Raw genomic sequence first — 15,559 nt, forward strand, 5'->3', positions numbered from 1 at the left:
GTTCAGGGGCGGGTGGGACAACCCGGAACGGTCGGCCTCGGGCTCACTCGGCCTCGTAGCGGACACGATGACACATGCCCGGCAGCTCTCCGCTCGCCAGCTTCGGCAGGACGTCGGGGAGTTCCTCGAAGCCACACTCTCCGGTGACGAGCGCGTCGAAACGGGCGTCGGCGAGGAGTTCGAGGGCGAGCGCCAGCCGGTCGGCGTAGGTGCGTCCGGCGCGGGCGGCCGGGGAGACGGTTCCGACCTGGCTGCTGCGGACGGTGAGCCGGCGCGAGTGGAAGGCCTCGCCCAGCGGCAGGGCGACGCGGCGGTCGCCGTACCAGCTCAGCTCGATGACCGTGCCCTCGGCGGCGAGGAGTTCGAGACAGCGGACGAGTCCCTGTTCGCTGGCGCTGGCGTGCACCACGAGGTCGCACTCCCCGAGCGCGTCCTCGGGCAGCGCGAAGTCCACGCCGAGGGCGCGGGCGATGTCGGCGCGCGCGGGGTCGGCGTCGACGAGCTGGACCCGGACGCCCGGGTAGCGGGCGAGCAGCGCGGCGACCGAGCAGCCGATCATGCCGCCGCCCACGACGGCGATCCGGTCCCCGATGAGCGGGGCCGCGTCCCACAGGGCGTTGACGGCGGTCTCCACGGTCCCGGCCAGGACGGCCCGCGCGGCGGGCACCGACTCCGGCACGACGGTGACGGCGCTCACGGGAACGACGTAGCGGCTCTGGTGCGGATACAGGCAGAAGACGGTCCTGCCGACCAGTGCGTCCGGCCCCTCTTCCACCCGCCCGACGCTGAGATAGCCGTACTTCACGGGGGCGGGGAAGTCCCCGTCCTGGAAGGGCGCGCGCATGGTCGCGTACTGGTTCTCGGGCACCTGGCCGCGGAACACGAGCGTCTCGGTGCCCCGGCTGACTCCCGAGTACAGCGCGCGGACGAGAACCTCGTCGTCAGCGGGTGTGGCGAGCATCTCCTCGCGGATCTCACCCACTTCGGGGGAGCGTAGCCAGAAGGCTCGGGCTGTCGGTTTCATGTGCGTCTCCGTGAACGGTCGAGCGGTTCGCCACGTACGCAGCGGTGGAAGTTCGCGGACACGGTACGCGGCGATGATCCACTTGTCACACGTTCGGAAGGTATGCGGTGGCCCTGATCAACACATACGACGGCCGGCTGTTGCTCTCGGAGACGACTGTGGGCGCGGGCGCCCAGGTGCTGCTCCTCGCCTTCCTGGGCACGGCGATCGGACTGGGCCCGGCGGGCTGGCTGACCGGGCTGGCCTTCGGGCTCGCCACCTGGGCCGTCCTCAACCGCGCCCTGCTGCGCACCCGGACCCGCACCTTCGGCCCCGCCAACCGCGTGACCCTCGGCCGGGCGATACTCGTCGGCGCCGTGACCGCCCTGGTCGCCGACTCCTTCCAGGGATCGCCGCCGGTCTCGCTGTTCGTCGGCCTGACCGCCGTGGCCCTGATCCTCGACGGTGTCGACGGCCAGGTGGCCCGGCGCACGAACACCTCGACCGCGCTGGGCGCGCGCTTCGACATGGAGGTCGACGCGTTCCTGATCCTGGTGCTGAGCGTGTACGTGGCGATGTCGATGGGCCCGTGGGTGCTGCTGATCGGCCTCATGCGGTACGGCTTCGTCGCCGCCGCCAAGGTTCTGCCCTGGCTGAACAACTCCCTCCCGCACAGCATGGCCCGCAAGACGGTCGCCGCGGTCCAGGGCGTCTTCCTGCTGGTCGCCGCCTCCGGTCTGCTGCCCTACGCGGCCGGCTTCGCCCTGGTCGCGCTGGCGCTGGGCTCGCTGCTCTGGTCCTTCGGGCGGGACATCGCCTGGCTGTTCCGCAACCGGACGGCCGGCGTCGAGCCGACGACGGCCACGGCGACCGCCGGGGAGACGATGACCGTGGCCATGGTGACCCCCGCCGCGCGCCGGACCGCCGAACTCGTCACGAGCTGACCGCCGTCCGAACGACGGGCTCACCGCGAGCCCATCCCGTGCGGGGCCCGGCTCAGGGGCCCCTCGCACGAGGGGAATCGCGGCAGCGACTCAGCGGACCCTGAGGACGATCTTCCCCGTGGTCCGGCCGGTCTCACCGTGGGCGTGTGCCTCGGCCGCCTCGGCGAGCGGGAAGGTCGCGTCGACGAGAGGGCGCACCTGGCCCTTCTCCACCAGTCCGGCGACGGTCCGCATCCCCGCGTGGTCGGCCTCGACGAGCATCGGCTCCAGCCGTACGCCCAGCTCCGCGGCCCGCTTCAGGTCCTCCTCGTAGCCGTGCGGGAGGATCGTGACGAGGACGCCGCCCGTGCGCGGGACGTCAAGGGACCGGCTGCGGACGTCACCGGCGAGGGCGAGGGTGTCCAGGACCACGTCGACGTCGGCGACGGCCTCGGTGAGGTCCGTGATCCGGTAGTCGATCAGTTCGTCCGCGCCCAGCTCGCGCAGCAGTTCGTGCTTGCCCGCGCCGGCCGTGCCGATGACGTACGCGCCGCGCGCCTTGGCGATCTGCACGGCGAGGTGGCCCACTCCCCCGGCGGCGGCGTGGATCAGGACGCGCTGCCCCGGCCCGACGCCGGCGGTGTCGACGAGCGCCCGGTACGCGATCGCCGGCCACGTCGGCTTCGCCACGGGCACGTCGCTGCGCCAGCACCTGCACCTGCACCTGCACCTGCACCTGCACGCGGCGATCGGGGTGTCGCCGCTGACGTACCGGCGTACGTTCCGGGCGGGGGCCGATACTCCCGCACCGGCTAGCCGGTGACGGCCGCCCCGGCCCCGGGCGGCATGTTGTAGGGCGTCACCACCTGGATCGCCGACGGGAGGAAGGGGCCCTCGTCGGGGAGGGCCTGGTGGGCGCGCATGATCATCTGGCAGGCGCGGCGGACGTCCTGGCGCAGGTCGTGGTGGAGCACGGCGGAGAGCCGGTGCTCGCGCAGCAGCCGGGTGTTGTCGTGGTCGAGGTCGTGGGCGACGAAGACGTGCGGCTCCCGGCCGAGCGCGGCGAAGGCGTCGAGCGTCGCGGTGTTGCCGCCGCCGATCGAGTAGACGGCGGCGATCCCCGGCGCGCGCTCCAGCGCGGCGAGGACGAGGTCGCGCTGGGTGGCGTCGAGGCCGTCGCTGTCGGTGACCTCGACGAGGGTCCGCCGTGGGTCGACGGCGCGCATCACCCCGCGGAATCCCATCTCGCGCTCCTCCTCGTTGCGGTAGAAGCCGCGGCTGATCGTCACCAGCACGGCACCCGGCCGGTCGCCGAGCCACTGCCGGACCAGATACGCGGCGGTCGCCCCGGCCGCCCGGTTGTCGATCCCGACGTACGCTCCGCGCGCACTGCCGGGCAGGTCCGTCACGTAGGTGACCACCGGTGTCCCGGCCGCGACCAGCCGTTCGACGGCGGCGGTCACCTCCGGGACGTCCGGCGCCTTGAGGACCACGCCCTGCGAGCCGCGCCGGCCGATCCGGTCCAGCACCCGGACCATCTCCGACGCGGACCCCGTCTCCCGGAAGTGGAACCGGGACCGCACGACGGCGGGATGCAGGGACGGCAGCTCGGCCTCCAGCGCCTCCCGGACCGCCGTGGAGAACCGCTCCGGGGTCTGCATCACGATGTCGACCATGAACGTGCGGCCGCCGATGCGCACCTGCGTCCGCTGGCGGTCCAGGTCCTTGACGGCCTGGTGCACCTCGCGGGCGGTGCTCTCCCGCACCCCGCCCCGGCCGTTGAGCACCCGGTCGACCGTGGCCTGGCTCAGCCCGGCCTGACGGGCGATCTCACGGATCGTGTAGGGGTGTGTCATGGCGATGTGTCCCGGATGTCGACGCTGCCGGCGCCGATGCCCGGTGGGCCGCGGGGAACCGGATGATGGGTTTTTGATGGTCCGCTGCGGGTTGTACGAGGGGCCCCGCGCCCCAAGACTGACAGAGGCGAGGACGCCGCGAAAGCTCGCCGGCGCGCGGGCCACCACCGGGTACGGCGGCACCCGCCGGCAGCGGACCGAAAGGACACACCCCGCATGGCACTACTGGAGGACAAGGTCGTCCTCGTCAACGGCGGCAGCCAGGGTGTCGGCGCGGGCATCGTCCGGGCGGCCCTCGGCGAGGGCGCGACCGTCGCCTTCACCGGCCGTCGCGCCGAGATCGGCGAGAAGCTGGCGGCGGACACCGGCGCCACGTTCGTCCGGGCCGACCTGACGGACCCGGCGCAGGTGCGCGGCGCCGTGGACCGGGTGGTCGCCGCCCACGGCCGGGTCGACAGCCTGGTCAACGCGGCCGGTCTGACCTCCCGCGGCTCGCTCCTCGACACCTCCCCCGACCTGTTCGACGCGCACATCGCGGTCAACCTGCGCGCCCCCTTCTTCGCGATGCAGGCCGTGGTCGAGCACCTGGTGGGCCGCTCGGCGCCCGGCACGATCGTCAACATCGGCTCCACTTGCGCGCACGGCGGCCCCCCGAACCTGGCCCCCTACTCCGCCGCGAAGGCCGGCCTCGCGGGCCTGACCCGCAACGCCGCCCACGCCCACCGCTGGGACCGGATCCGGATCAACGACCTCAACATCGGCTGGACGGAGACCGAGGGTGAGGACGCGATCCAGCGGGAGTTCCACGGGGCGGGCGACGACTGGCGGGAGCGTGCCGCCGAGCGCCTGCCGATGGGCAAGCTCGGTCAGGTGGACGAGATCGCCGACTTCGTCGTCCTCCTGCTGTCCGACCGCAGCGGCGTGGTGACGGGCTCCGTGATCGACTGGGACCAGAACGTCTTCGGCGCCCAGGACTGACCGCCCCGCCCCGCTTCTTCCCCTCGCCTCCTTCTGCTTCTCCCGCTTCTTCAGCACATCCGAAAGGGACACTCGATCATGCGCATTGGCATTCTGGGGCTGGGCCGCATCGGCGCCTTCCACGCCGGGACTCTCGCCGGGCTCGACGTGGTGGAGCAGCTGGTGGTCTCCGACCCGCTGGCCGCGGCCGCCGCCTCCGCCGCCGAGAAGTACGGCGCCACCGTGGCCGACTCGCCCGAGGCCGTCTTCGCCTCCGGCATCGACGGCGTCGTGGTCACCGCCGCGACCGACGCGCACCCGGGTCTGATCCTGGCCGCGGTCGAGGCGGGCATCCCCGTCTTCTGCGAGAAGCCGGTGGCGAAGACCATCGAGGAGAGCCTCGCTGTGCTGCGCGCCGTCGAAGGCGGCGACGTGCAGGTCCAGATCGGCTTCAACCGCCGCTTCGACGCGGGCTGTGTGACCGCGCGGCAGGCCTTCCTCGACGGCGAACTCGGCGACCTGCACACCGTCCGCTCGACGACCCTGGACCCGGCGCCCCCGCCGGCCGGCTATGTGGCGTCCTCCGGCGGCATCTTCCGGGACTGCGCGGTGCACGACTTCGACGTCGTCCGCTGGGTGACGGGCCGGGAGGTCGTGGAGGTCTACGCGACCGGCGGCAACCGCGGCGCGGCGTACATCAAGGAGGCCGGTGACGTCGACACCGCCTCCGCGCTCCTCACCTTCGACGACGGCACGATCGGCGTCATCTCCAACTCTCGCCACAACGCCCGTGGTTACGACGTCCGCCTGGAACTCCACGGCATGAAGGACAGCATCGCCGCCGGCCTCGACACCCAGCTGCCGCTGCGCTCCGCCGAGCCGGGCGTGACCTTCCCCGCCGGTCCCCCGCACAACTTCTTCATGGACCGCTTCGCCCCCGCCTACCGCGCCGAACTCACCGCCTTCACCGAGGTCGTCGCCGGCACCCGCACCTCCCCCTGCACCGTCGCCGACGCCATCGAGGCCAGCTGGATCGCCGAGGCGGCGACCCTCTCGGTGGCCGAGCACCGGCCGGTGAGGCTGGACGAGGTGCGCCGACAGGCCGGCTGACGGTCCGAGCCCGGCACGGGCGGGGCCGCGCGGCCGGGTGGGGGTCCCGCCCGGCCACGCGCCCTTGCCGTGTCAGGTGCTGGAACGGACGACCAGCCGGGTGGGCAGGATCAGCGGCGTGGGGTCCTGGCCGTCGACGATCGCGACGAGCATGCGCGCCATCTCGCGCCCGAGGGCCGCGATGGGCTGGTGGACGGTGGTGAGCGGCGGATCGGCGATCCGCGCCACGGCCAGGTCGTCGAAACCGACCACCGCCACGTCCCCGGGGACCGGCCGGCCCGCCTGACGCAGGGTGCGCAGCGCCCCCGCCCCCATGTTGTCGCTGGCCGCGAACACCCCGTCCACGTCCGGGTGTTCGGCCAGCAGCGCGGCCATGACGGCGGCTCCCCCGGCCTCGGTGAAGTCGCCCTCGCGCGGGGGGAACGGATCGAGCCCGGCCGCCAGCACGGCGTCCCGGTAGCCGCGGTACCGGGCACGCCCCGCCTCGGTGTCCATGCGCCCGCAGATCGCCGCCACCCGCGTTCTGCCGCGTGCGAGCAGGTGCTCGGTCGCCGCGCGGGCTCCGCCGGTGTTGTCGACGTCCACGTACCAGCGGGGGACCGTCCCGACCGGGCGTCCGCCGAACACCACCGGCAGGTCCGACTCCTCGGCCGCCCGGGCCAGCGGATCGTCCTCGCGCAGCGCCATCATCATCACACCGTCGGCGCCCTTGCAGCGGAGCAGTTCCGCCACCCGTTTGCGACCCCGGTCGGAGGCGGCCAGGCACAGCATCAGATGCAGGTCGGCTTCCTCCAGAGCGGCCGACGCCCCCACGATCACCTGGGCGAAGAACGGATCCGCGAAGATCGACGGTTCCTCTCCGGAGATGACCAGGGCGGCCGCTCCCGTCTGCCGGGTGGCCAGCGCGCGGGCGCTCGGATCGGGTACGTAACCGAGCTGCCGGACGGCCCGTTCGACCGCCTCGCGCTTCGAACGGCTGACGTGCGGTGCGTTGTTGAGGACGCGGGAGGCCACGGACCGGCTCACCCCGGCGAGTTCGGCCACGGCGTCGAGCGTGGGCCGCCGACGCGCCGGATCCACCACCATGACCACGAGCCCCTTCCCGTCCCCCATCGGCCCCCGTCAGCCCCATCGGACCCCGTCGGCCGCCGCCGGTCCGAAAACTGGGAGCGCTTCCGGCCCCAAGGACCGTAGAGCCTCGAACTCACCCTGTACAGAGGGCAGTTCACACTCCGGCCCTTGACAGTTCTCCCAGGCGGCCACACGATACCCACCACACCCCGAAGGTTCTCAGCGTCACTGGGAGCGCTTCCAGTGGGAGCGCTCCCAGCATCCGGGGAACGCCGCACCACCGCACTTCCTCAGCGCGTCACCCGCTCGGGACGAGAGCGCGTGACGTGTCCCTCCCAGGAATTCGAGGTGATGTCATGCGCCGCAGACTCCGCGTCCTGACGGCAGCGCTCTTCGCCCTGCCACTGGCGCTCACCGTCGCGCCGTCCGCCCACGCGGCCGACCCGACCTCCATGACCAGCGGGTTCTACGTGGACCCCGACTCCAGCGCGAAGAGGTGGGTGGCCGCCAACCCCGGCGACGGCCGGGCGTCCGCGATCAACGCCTCCATCGCCAACACCCCGACGGCCCGCTGGTTCGGCTCCTGGAGCGGGGCCGTCGGCACCGCCGCGGGCGCGTACGCGGGCGCCGCGGACAGCCGCGACAAGCTGCCCCTTCTCGTCGCGTACAACATCTACAACCGCGACTACTGCGGCGGGCACTCCGCCGGCGGGGCCGCCTCACCGTCCGCCTACGCGAGCTGGATCGCGCAGTTCGCGGGCGGGATCGGCAACCGCCCGGCCCTGGTCGTCCTGGAACCGGACTCCCTCGGCGACTACGGCTGCATGAACCAGGCCCAGATCACCGAACGCCAGAACATGCTCAGCGGCGCCCTCTCCCAGTTCGCCCGCCAGGCCCCCAACACCTGGGTCTACATGGACGCCGGCAACCCCGCCTGGACGGACGCGGGGACCATGGCCCGGCGTCTGCACGAGGCCGGCGTCCGGCAGGCCCACGGCTTCTCGCTCAACGTCTCCAACTACCTCACCACCGCCGAGAACACCGCCTACGGCAACGCCGTCAACAGTCAGCTCAGCGCCCGCTACGGCTACACCAAGCCCTTCGTCGTGGACACCAGCCGCAACGGCAACGGCTCCAACGGCCAGTGGTGCAACCCCTCGGGCCGCCGCATCGGCCCCGCCACCCAGCAGGGCGGAGGCGCCGAGATGCTGCTGTGGATCAAGGTCCCGGGTGAGTCCGACGGCAACTGCGGCGTCGGATCCGGCTCCTCGGCGGGCCAGTTCCTGCCCGAGGTCGCCTACAAGATGATCTACGGCTACTGATCCCGGCCCCCCTCGCGGGCGTACGGGATCAGCGCTCGCGCCGGTGGCCGCCCCCCGACGGTCACCGGCACGCGTCCGTCAGGAGACGGGGGGCACGTCCTTGCAGTCGGGTACGCCGTCCAGCCAGGCCGGGCCCTTGATGTAGATGTTGGTGACCCAGGCCTTGTAGTCGGGCAGGTAGGACCAGACGTCGTTCTCGTAGCCCTCCGCCTGTACCAGCTCCGCGTGCTTCTGGCAGTACACGCGGATGGTGGTCGAGTACGGGAAGGCGTAGACACGCTCGGCCGCGAGGCGGGGCTCGGCCTTGGTCCAGACTCCGGTGCCCCAGGTCTGGTGGATGTGGCCGGTGACCTGGCCGGTGTTGACGCGGACCGCGCCGAAGTAGTCGCCGCCGAGGCGGACGTCACTGACCATCAGCCGGGTGCCGGACTGCTTGGCCTCGACCATCTTGCCCGCGCCGAGGTAGATGGCGATGTGGTGCAGGTCCTTCTTGTTGCCGTAGGCCAGCAGGTCGCCCGGGACGAGCGGGGCGAGGCCCTGGGCGGCGGTGAAGCGGGCGGCGGCGCGGTGCGTGTAGTACTGCTGGCCGGCCACGCCGTTGAGGATGTCCGTGCCGCCCGCGGCCTGGGCGTACGCGTACCGCACGAGGCCGGAGCAGTCGAAGCCGCGCCGCTCGGGGTCGTGTTCACTGGCCGGGTCGGTGGGGTCCACCTGCCCGTAGGTGGCCCCCGGCAGGGCGCCGTGGCCGCCGCCCCACGAGTACCAGGTGCCCGCGGCGACCTCGGCGCAGGCCGCGGCGATCGCCCGCTCGGCGGCGGCCGAGGCGCCGGGCGCGAGGACGCCGCAGCCGGCGGCGGGGGCGGCCGGTGCCGCCGAGGCCGTGGACACCGGCGCCCAGAGGAGCAGGGCCATGAGTGCGATCAGTGTGCGGATGACATTGGTCCGGCTCACCATGCCGGAACCCCCGTTTCCTGTCGGTTTCGATGGACTGGGTGGTGGTGGTCGGACAGCAGCCTGCTCGACCCGCGCCCCGCTCGTCGAGATCCGGGGTGTCGCCCCCTCCCGACGGGCAACGGGAAACACCTGGGAAACCCCTCGCGACCAGGGCGGTTGCCGAGCGGCAACGAATCGCCCCGGCCTGTCGCTCAGCGCGGCCCGCACGGTGACGAGTCCGCCGGGACGGGCACCCCGGGCAGCAGTGTCGCGCGCTCCTCGGGCCCGATGCCGGCACGCAACCGGCAGATGTCCGCCAGCCGGGCGGCGGGATCGAGGTCCCACAGCCGTACGGTGCCGTCCGTGCTGCTGCTGGCCACGGTCTGCCCGTCGGGGGCGAAGTCGACGCCCCACACCGCGTTCGTATGACCGGTGAGCGTCGCCCACGGCCGCCGTCCGGCGATGTCCCACAGGCGTACCGTACGGTCGTTGCCGCTGCTGGCGAGGGTACGGCCGTCCGGGCTGAACGCCACCCCCCGCACCGCGCCCGAGTGACCGCTCAGCGCGGTCTCGAAGCGGCGGCTCCGGACGTCCCACAGGCGTACGGTCCCGTCGTTGCCGCTGCTGGCGAGGGTGCGCCCGTCCGGGCTGAACGCCACCCCCCGCACCGCGCCCGAGTGGCCGGTGAGCGAGGCGAGTTGGCGATGTCCGGCGACGTCCCACAGCCGTACGGTCAGATCGTCGCCGGCGCCGGCCAGGGTGCGGCCGTCGGGGCTGAACGCGACGTCGTTGACGAAGTCCTTGTGGCCGCGGAGCACGGCGAGCTGCCGGCGTCCCGCCACGTCCCACAGGCGCACCGTGTGGTCGGAGCCCGCCGAGGCGAGGGTCCGCCCGTCGGGCGAGAAGGCGACGGAGAAGACCTGTCCGCCGTGCCCGGTCAGCTTCTTCAGCGCCTCGTGCCCCGCGACGTCCCACAGCCGGACCGTGCCGTCGGAGCCCGCCGAGGCGAGCGTCCGCCCGTCGGGCGAGAAGGCCACCGAGAACACGGTCTCGGTGTGCCCTTCCAGGGCTGCCACGAGGTTGTGCGTCCGCGCGTCCCACAGCCGTACGGAGTGGTCGGCGTCGGCGGTGGCCAGCAGTTTCCCGTCGGGGCTGTAGGCGGTCTGCCAGACCTCCGTGAACGGACGCGACGTCAGGACCGCCCCGTTCAGGTCCCACAGGACGACCGACTGGTCGAAACCGGCCGTGGCCAGCAGGGCGCCGTCGGAGGTCACGGCCACCCCGAGGACGTAGTCGGTGTGTCCGGCGAGGACCAGGGTCTGCCGGCCGCCGCGCACGTCCCACAGCCGGGTCGTCCCGTCGCCGACCGCGCCGACGACCGTGGTCCCGTCCGGGGTGAAGGCGACGGCGTTGATGTCGTCACTGCTCCCCGTGAACGTGTCGGTCAGCCGTCTGCCGCCGACGTCCCACAGCCGGACCGTCCGGTCGACACCGGCGGAGGCCACCGTCCTGCCGTCCGGTGAGAAGGCGACACCCAGCACGTCGTCGGCGTGCCCCTTGAGCGCGTCGACGAGCCGTGCCCGGCCGGTGTCCCAGAGCCGTACGGCGCGGTCGGTGCCCGCGGAGGCGAGCATCCGGCCGTCGGGGGCGTAGGCCAGCGCGTTGACGCCGCCCCCGTGTCCGGGGAGGGTGGCGGTGAGCCGGGGGCGGGGGCCGGTGTCCCACAGCTGGACGGTCCCGTCGGCGGCGGCGACGGCGAGCGTCCCTCCGCGCGGGTCGAAGGCGACCGCACGCGCGCCCTGCGTACGATCGCCGAGCGTGCCCGTCCTGCGATGGCCGCCGGTGGTGCTCCACAGGGTCACCGGTCCGTCGGTCGACGTCACCGCGATCGTGCGGCCGTCCGCGCCGAAGGCGACCGAGCGCACGCGCCCGGCGACGGTGATCCGGGCGAGGACGCGGTGACCGCCTGCCGTGCGGCGCAGGACGACCGTGCCGTCGGAGCTGGCGGTCGCGAGGCTGCGGCCGTCGGGCGCGAAGGCGACCGCGTTGACCGGGCCGCGGTGTCCGTCGAGCCGGGCGGAGAAGGGCTGTGACTGGGTGCTGAGCAGGGCGCCGCGGGCCTCTGCGGTGGGCGCGGTCCGGTAGGCCTGCTCCGCGAGGAGCATCGACGCCTCCGGCCGGCCCCCGGCGAGCGACGCGGAGCGCGCGGCGAGGGCCTGGGAGCGGGCGACGCGTTCCTGGTCGAGGGCGCCCTCGCGCTGCTGGTAGGCGAGCCCTCCGGCGGTGACGGCGAGGCCCAGCAGCACGGCGAGCGTGGCGAGCATGGACTGCCGCAGTCGAACCTGCCGCCGGGCCTGGCCGCGCCGCGCGTCCTCCTCGGCCTGACTGGCCCTCAGGAACGCCTCCTCGTCGGGGCCGAGCCTGCTCCAGCCGTCCGACTCCTCGGCCCAGGCCCGCACGGTGTCGAGGCGGGTGCCCCGGTAGAGGGCGGACGGGTCGCGGCCCTCGCGCTCCCATTCGGCGGCCGCGTGGGCGAGTTGCTGGTGCAGCAGGAGTCCGGCCCGGTCGGCGTGGATCCAGCCGCGCAGCCGGGGCCAGGCGTGCAGCAGCGCCTCGTGGGTGATCTCGACGGTGTCGCTGTCCATCGTGATGAGCCGGGCCCGGACGAAGGCGTCGAGCGCGGCGGCGGCCCCGTCCGCGTCGCCGAGCCGCGCCATCAGGGCGTCCCGGCTCATCCGGCGGCGGGTCGCCCCGGTTCCGTCCATGACGAGCACCAGCCGGGACAGGATGCGGCGGATCGTCTTCTGCTCGGCGGGATACAGGCGCGCGAACACGTTCTCGGCGGTGCGGGCGACCGCTCCCTGGATGCCGCCCGCCCGTTCGTACCCGTCGACGGTCAGCGCGGAGTCCCGGCGCCGCTGCCAGGTGGCGAGCAGCGCGTGGGAGACCAGCGGGAGCGCGCCGGAGGGTGTCTCGTCGGAGCCGATCGCGGAACCCCGGGGGCGCGCGTCCGGGTCGTCGCGCAGCCCCGCGTCCCGCAGCAGCAGCGGGACCAGGCCGGGTTCGAGGGTGAGCCCGGCGAGTTCCGCCGGGAGGGTGACGGACTCCCGGAGTTCCGCCACGGTCATCGGGGAGAGGACGAACAGCCCGTCGGTGAAGACGGGGGCCAGCTCGGGCAGGCCGAGACAACTGCCGGTGAAGTCGGCGCGGACCCCGAGCACCACGACGGCGGGCGGGTGCGGACACTCCGCCGGCCGGGCGGTGGCCAGGGCGCACAGCACACGGGCGAAGGAGCGGCGTTCGTCCTCGTCCGTACAGAGGGTGAACAGTTCCTCGAACTGGTCGACGATCAGGACCGGTCGGGGCGGTGGGGGGCGCCGCTCGCCGGGTGTCTCCGGCGGGGCGTGCGATCCGGCCCGTACGGCGCCGAGGAGGGCGCCCGGGTCGTCCCGCACCTCCTCGGCGGTGAGGCCGAGGTCGCTGCCCAGCGCCTTCGCGGTGCGTTCCAGCAGTTCGTCCAGGGGACGCGCGGTGGGGGTGAGTTGGACCACCGGCCAGCGGTCGGCACCCGGCATGGGGAGGTCGCCGCGTCCGAGCGCGGGGACGAGACCGGCGTTGAGCAGGGACGACTTGCCGGCGCCGGACGGGGCGACGAGCATCAGCGGTCCGCCGCCCACCCGTTCGAAGATCCGCTCCACCAGTGCGGCCGTGGCGCGCTCGCGGCCGAAGAACCACTCCGCGTCCTGCGGGGTGAACGCCGACAGGCCGCGGTACGGACACACTCCGTCGGACCGGGGTGGCGTGGTGTCGGGGCCGGGCTCGCTGGGCGGTGTCCGGCGTACCAGGCGCAGCAGTTCGCCCTCGGCGCCCAGGACCTCGTCGCAGAGGCGGGCGACGTCGACAGTGGCGCGTTTCGTACCGGTCTCGATCTTGCTGAGGTAGCCCTTGCTGTAGTGGGTGCGGCGGGCCAGGTCGGTGAGCGACAGTCCGCGTTCGCGCCGCAGTCGGCGCAGTTGGGCGGGGAAGGACTGCTGAAGGGGGAGAGAAGGCGTGGTCGGCGCTGTCCCGTCCCGGTCGTCGCGGTGATCTGGGTCAGCTCCGAGCTGCGGGTTCCCCAAGGTGTCCCCCAAGGCAGTGCGGCCGTGAGACGGCGGATGCCCAGGTTACTGTCGGGGTGGTGAGAGCAACCAAATCTTTCACCCGGAGTGGCGAAAACACGACGCCCGGAACCGCGGGCAGATGCGGTTCCGGACGTCGTCTCCCCCGTGCCTCGGCGCCTCGTCCCCCGTGGCGCCCGAGGGTTACGGGTTGAGGCGGATCGAGTTGATCGGCGTCATGTTCTTGTCGATCCACCAGCCGCCGCCGGGGAGGTAGCCCTCGCAGCCCGTGCCGTTGTACCCGGTGCAGGTCTGCATGGTGGCGCCACCGGTCTGGTTGTTGATGATGCGGTGGGTCCCGACCATGTTGCTGAGGTTGTGGTAGCCGTACGTGTAGTACTTGTGCGACGGCACGTCGTTGTTCCAGCCCGCGTTCTCCGGGTAGATACAGACGTACCCGTCCGGGCAGCCGTGGCTGGTGGCGGCCTGCGCCTGGGTCGCGGTGGCGGTCATCACCGCGCCGGCCGCCAGTACCAGTGCCGCCGCGGTCCGCATCGCCTTGAGCTTGCGCATCGTTCCCCCTTGGTCGTGGGTCCTGCTGTGTGCTGTCGACATCAGAGTTGCCCCGGCCACCGACCGAGGTCGACGGGTTTCCTGTTGCCCTCCTGTGAGCCGCCCCGGGAAACTGGCCCTGACCTGGGGAAACACCCGGCCGGAGGCAACGCCGTCGCATCGCGCGGCAAACAAGCGGAACCTCGCCTCGCACAAAACCTGCGCGATCCATTGACGCGCACATGCCCCCCTCTTATCTTCTGATCGAACTTCCGCACAAGAGCCGATATTTCGAACAACATCCCACGCCTCAGGGCAGTTCGCGCAAAGACGGGACGAGCGTTGAACAGAACCCGCAGGGCGGTCCTCGCCCTCCTGACCTCGGTGGCCGCCCTGTTGGGCCTCACCACCGCCCTCGCCTCCCCGGCCGGAGCCGCCCATCCGGCGGCCGGGCAGGCGACGCGGTACACGATGACCGCGTTCACGAACAGCAGCGAGTCGAACATGTACGTCTACGACTCGCCGGACGCGACCGGCTTCACCCTCCGGAAGGGCCCGGCGTACACCCCGCCCTCCGGCCTGATCCGCGACCCCAGCATCTTCAAGCACACGGACGGCTACTACTACCTGACCTACACCACGCGCACCTGGTCGGCGCTCTCCACCACCATCGGCTTCGCCCGCTCCACCGACCGCCTCAACTGGACCTTCCTGTACGACTACACGGTCCCGATCAGCGGCCTGCAGCGCGCCTGGGCGCCCGAGTGGTTCGTCGACACCAACGGCAGCGTCAACATCATCCTGTCCGCGTCCGTCGCGGCCGACGGCGAGTACATCTTCAAACCGTACAAACTGACGGCGACGAACTCCGCCCTCACCGCGTGGTCGGCGCCCACCCGGCTCTCCGGCATCGGCCCGAACTACATCGACACCTTCATCGTCAAGATTGGCTCCACCTACCACGCGTTCACCAAGAACGAGACGACGAAGTACATCGAGTACGGCACCGCCTCCAGCCTCACCGGCCCGTACACCATCACGAAGACGGGCAACTGGGCGGGCTTCGGCTCCGGGATGGAGGGCCCGGCGCTCGTCCAGCTCGACAACGGAGGCTGGCGGATCTACTACGACGCCTACGGCGCCGGGCAGTACTGGTACAGCGACAGTTACGACAACTTCGCCACCTGGTCGACCCCGACCCAACTCCCCGGCCTCACCGGCTTCGTCCGCCATCTGACGGTCCTCAAGGAGACGGTCTCCGGCGGCGTCACCCTCCCCGCCAACACCACCCGCTCCCTGCAGTCCGTCAACTACACCGGCCGCTACGCCGTGACCCGCTCCGACAACCTCGGCTACGTCGACCCGGTGACGTCCTCCAGCACCACCGCCGTCAAGCAGAGCGCCACCTTCACGGTCGTGCCCGGCCTCGCGGACGCCAACTGCTACTCCTTCCGCACCTCCACCGGCCGCTACCTGCGCCACTGGGACTACCGGATCCGCTCCGACGCGGACGACGGCACGACCGTGTTCGACAAGGACGCCACGTACTGCGCCCGCCCGGGCACGGCCTCCGGCTCGGTCCGGCTGGAGTCGTACAACTACCCCGGCCGCTACATCCGCCACTACAACTACGAACTGCGCCTGGACACCTACGAGGCCACGGACACCTTCCGCGCCGACAGCTCCTTCACGGCCGTAAGCCCCTGGGCCTGACGCAAAGGGGAACCCCGCGCCC

Annotated in this window: 11 protein-coding genes and 1 pseudogene; 5 read left to right on the top strand and 7 right to left on the bottom strand. The window is 72.5% G+C overall.

The annotated features are described in order from the left end of the window. Nucleotides 1-43 precede the first annotated feature (43 nt). The gene (locus ACWCRJ_RS24090) at nucleotides 44-1,024 is read right to left on the bottom strand and encodes a zinc-dependent alcohol dehydrogenase (RefSeq protein WP_450941214.1); all 981 of its coding nucleotides are present in this window, start codon (nucleotides 1,022-1,024) and stop codon (nucleotides 44-46) included. Nucleotides 1,025-1,131: 107 nt separating this feature from the next. Here ACWCRJ_RS24090 and ACWCRJ_RS24095 point away from each other — a divergent pair, with 107 nt between their 5' ends. Further along, nucleotides 1,132-1,947 (top strand): CDP-alcohol phosphatidyltransferase family protein, encoded by an 816-nt coding sequence (locus tag ACWCRJ_RS24095; protein WP_450941215.1) that lies wholly within the window; start codon nucleotides 1,132-1,134, stop codon nucleotides 1,945-1,947. A gap of 90 nt (nucleotides 1,948-2,037) precedes the next feature. On the opposite strand, the pseudogene ACWCRJ_RS24100 reads toward ACWCRJ_RS24095, so the two are convergent. Both ACWCRJ_RS24100 and ACWCRJ_RS24105 read right to left on the bottom strand, forming a co-directional pair. After that, nucleotides 2,038-2,589 (bottom strand): annotated as a pseudogene (locus tag ACWCRJ_RS24100) (zinc-binding dehydrogenase); the annotation flags it as partial. Nucleotides 2,590-2,738: 149 nt separating this feature from the next. After that, a complete protein-coding gene (locus tag ACWCRJ_RS24105) occupies nucleotides 2,739-3,782 on the bottom strand; it encodes a LacI family DNA-binding transcriptional regulator (protein WP_450941216.1) in 1,044 nt (347 codons plus the stop codon). A 216-nt stretch (nucleotides 3,783-3,998) separates the two neighbouring features. On the opposite strand from ACWCRJ_RS24105, the gene ACWCRJ_RS24110 reads away from it, so the two are divergent. Next, complete coding sequence (locus ACWCRJ_RS24110; RefSeq protein WP_450941217.1) at nucleotides 3,999-4,760, top strand: SDR family oxidoreductase; 762 nt, start codon at nucleotides 3,999-4,001, stop codon at nucleotides 4,758-4,760. Between the two features lie 78 nt (nucleotides 4,761-4,838). Next, nucleotides 4,839-5,849: a Gfo/Idh/MocA family protein gene (locus tag ACWCRJ_RS24115; protein ID WP_450941218.1), complete on the top strand. Its 1,011-nt coding sequence runs from the start codon at nucleotides 4,839-4,841 to the stop codon at nucleotides 5,847-5,849. A gap of 72 nt (nucleotides 5,850-5,921) precedes the next feature. On the opposite strand, the gene ACWCRJ_RS24120 is transcribed toward ACWCRJ_RS24115, so the two are convergent. After that, nucleotides 5,922-6,935 carry a LacI family DNA-binding transcriptional regulator gene (locus tag ACWCRJ_RS24120; protein WP_450941308.1) on the bottom strand — a complete coding sequence of 338 codons (1,014 nt, stop codon included), beginning with the start codon at nucleotides 6,933-6,935 and terminating at the stop codon, nucleotides 5,922-5,924. A gap of 341 nt (nucleotides 6,936-7,276) precedes the next feature. On the opposite strand from ACWCRJ_RS24120, the gene ACWCRJ_RS24125 reads away from it, so the two are divergent. Then, nucleotides 7,277-8,242 (top strand): glycoside hydrolase family 6 protein, encoded by a 966-nt coding sequence (locus ACWCRJ_RS24125; RefSeq protein ID WP_450941219.1) that lies wholly within the window; start codon nucleotides 7,277-7,279, stop codon nucleotides 8,240-8,242. A gap of 78 nt (nucleotides 8,243-8,320) precedes the next feature. Here ACWCRJ_RS24125 and ACWCRJ_RS24130 read toward each other — a convergent pair whose 3' ends face one another. The 3 genes from ACWCRJ_RS24130 to ACWCRJ_RS24140 all read right to left on the bottom strand — a co-directional run bounded on the left by ACWCRJ_RS24130 (nucleotide 8,321) and on the right by ACWCRJ_RS24140 (nucleotide 13,845). Beyond that, nucleotides 8,321-9,196 carry an NlpC/P60 family protein gene (locus ACWCRJ_RS24130; protein WP_450941220.1) on the bottom strand — a complete coding sequence of 292 codons (876 nt, stop codon included), beginning with the start codon at nucleotides 9,194-9,196 and terminating at the stop codon, nucleotides 8,321-8,323. A 191-nt stretch (nucleotides 9,197-9,387) separates the two neighbouring features. Next, complete coding sequence (locus ACWCRJ_RS24135; RefSeq protein ID WP_450941221.1) at nucleotides 9,388-13,293, bottom strand: nSTAND1 domain-containing NTPase; 3,906 nt, start codon at nucleotides 13,291-13,293, stop codon at nucleotides 9,388-9,390. A gap of 183 nt (nucleotides 13,294-13,476) precedes the next feature. After that, nucleotides 13,477-13,845 (bottom strand): hypothetical protein, encoded by a 369-nt coding sequence (locus ACWCRJ_RS24140; protein ID WP_450941222.1) that lies wholly within the window; start codon nucleotides 13,843-13,845, stop codon nucleotides 13,477-13,479. Nucleotides 13,846-14,166: 321 nt separating this feature from the next. Here ACWCRJ_RS24140 and ACWCRJ_RS24145 point away from each other — a divergent pair, with 321 nt between their 5' ends. Continuing rightward, entirely contained in the window at nucleotides 14,167-15,537 is a 1,371-nt protein-coding gene (locus ACWCRJ_RS24145) for a glycoside hydrolase family 43 protein (RefSeq protein ID WP_450941223.1), read from the top strand. The last annotated feature ends 22 nt before the right edge of the window (nucleotides 15,538-15,559 follow it).

It is taken from the genome of Streptomyces sp. NPDC002324 (assembly GCF_053593335.1).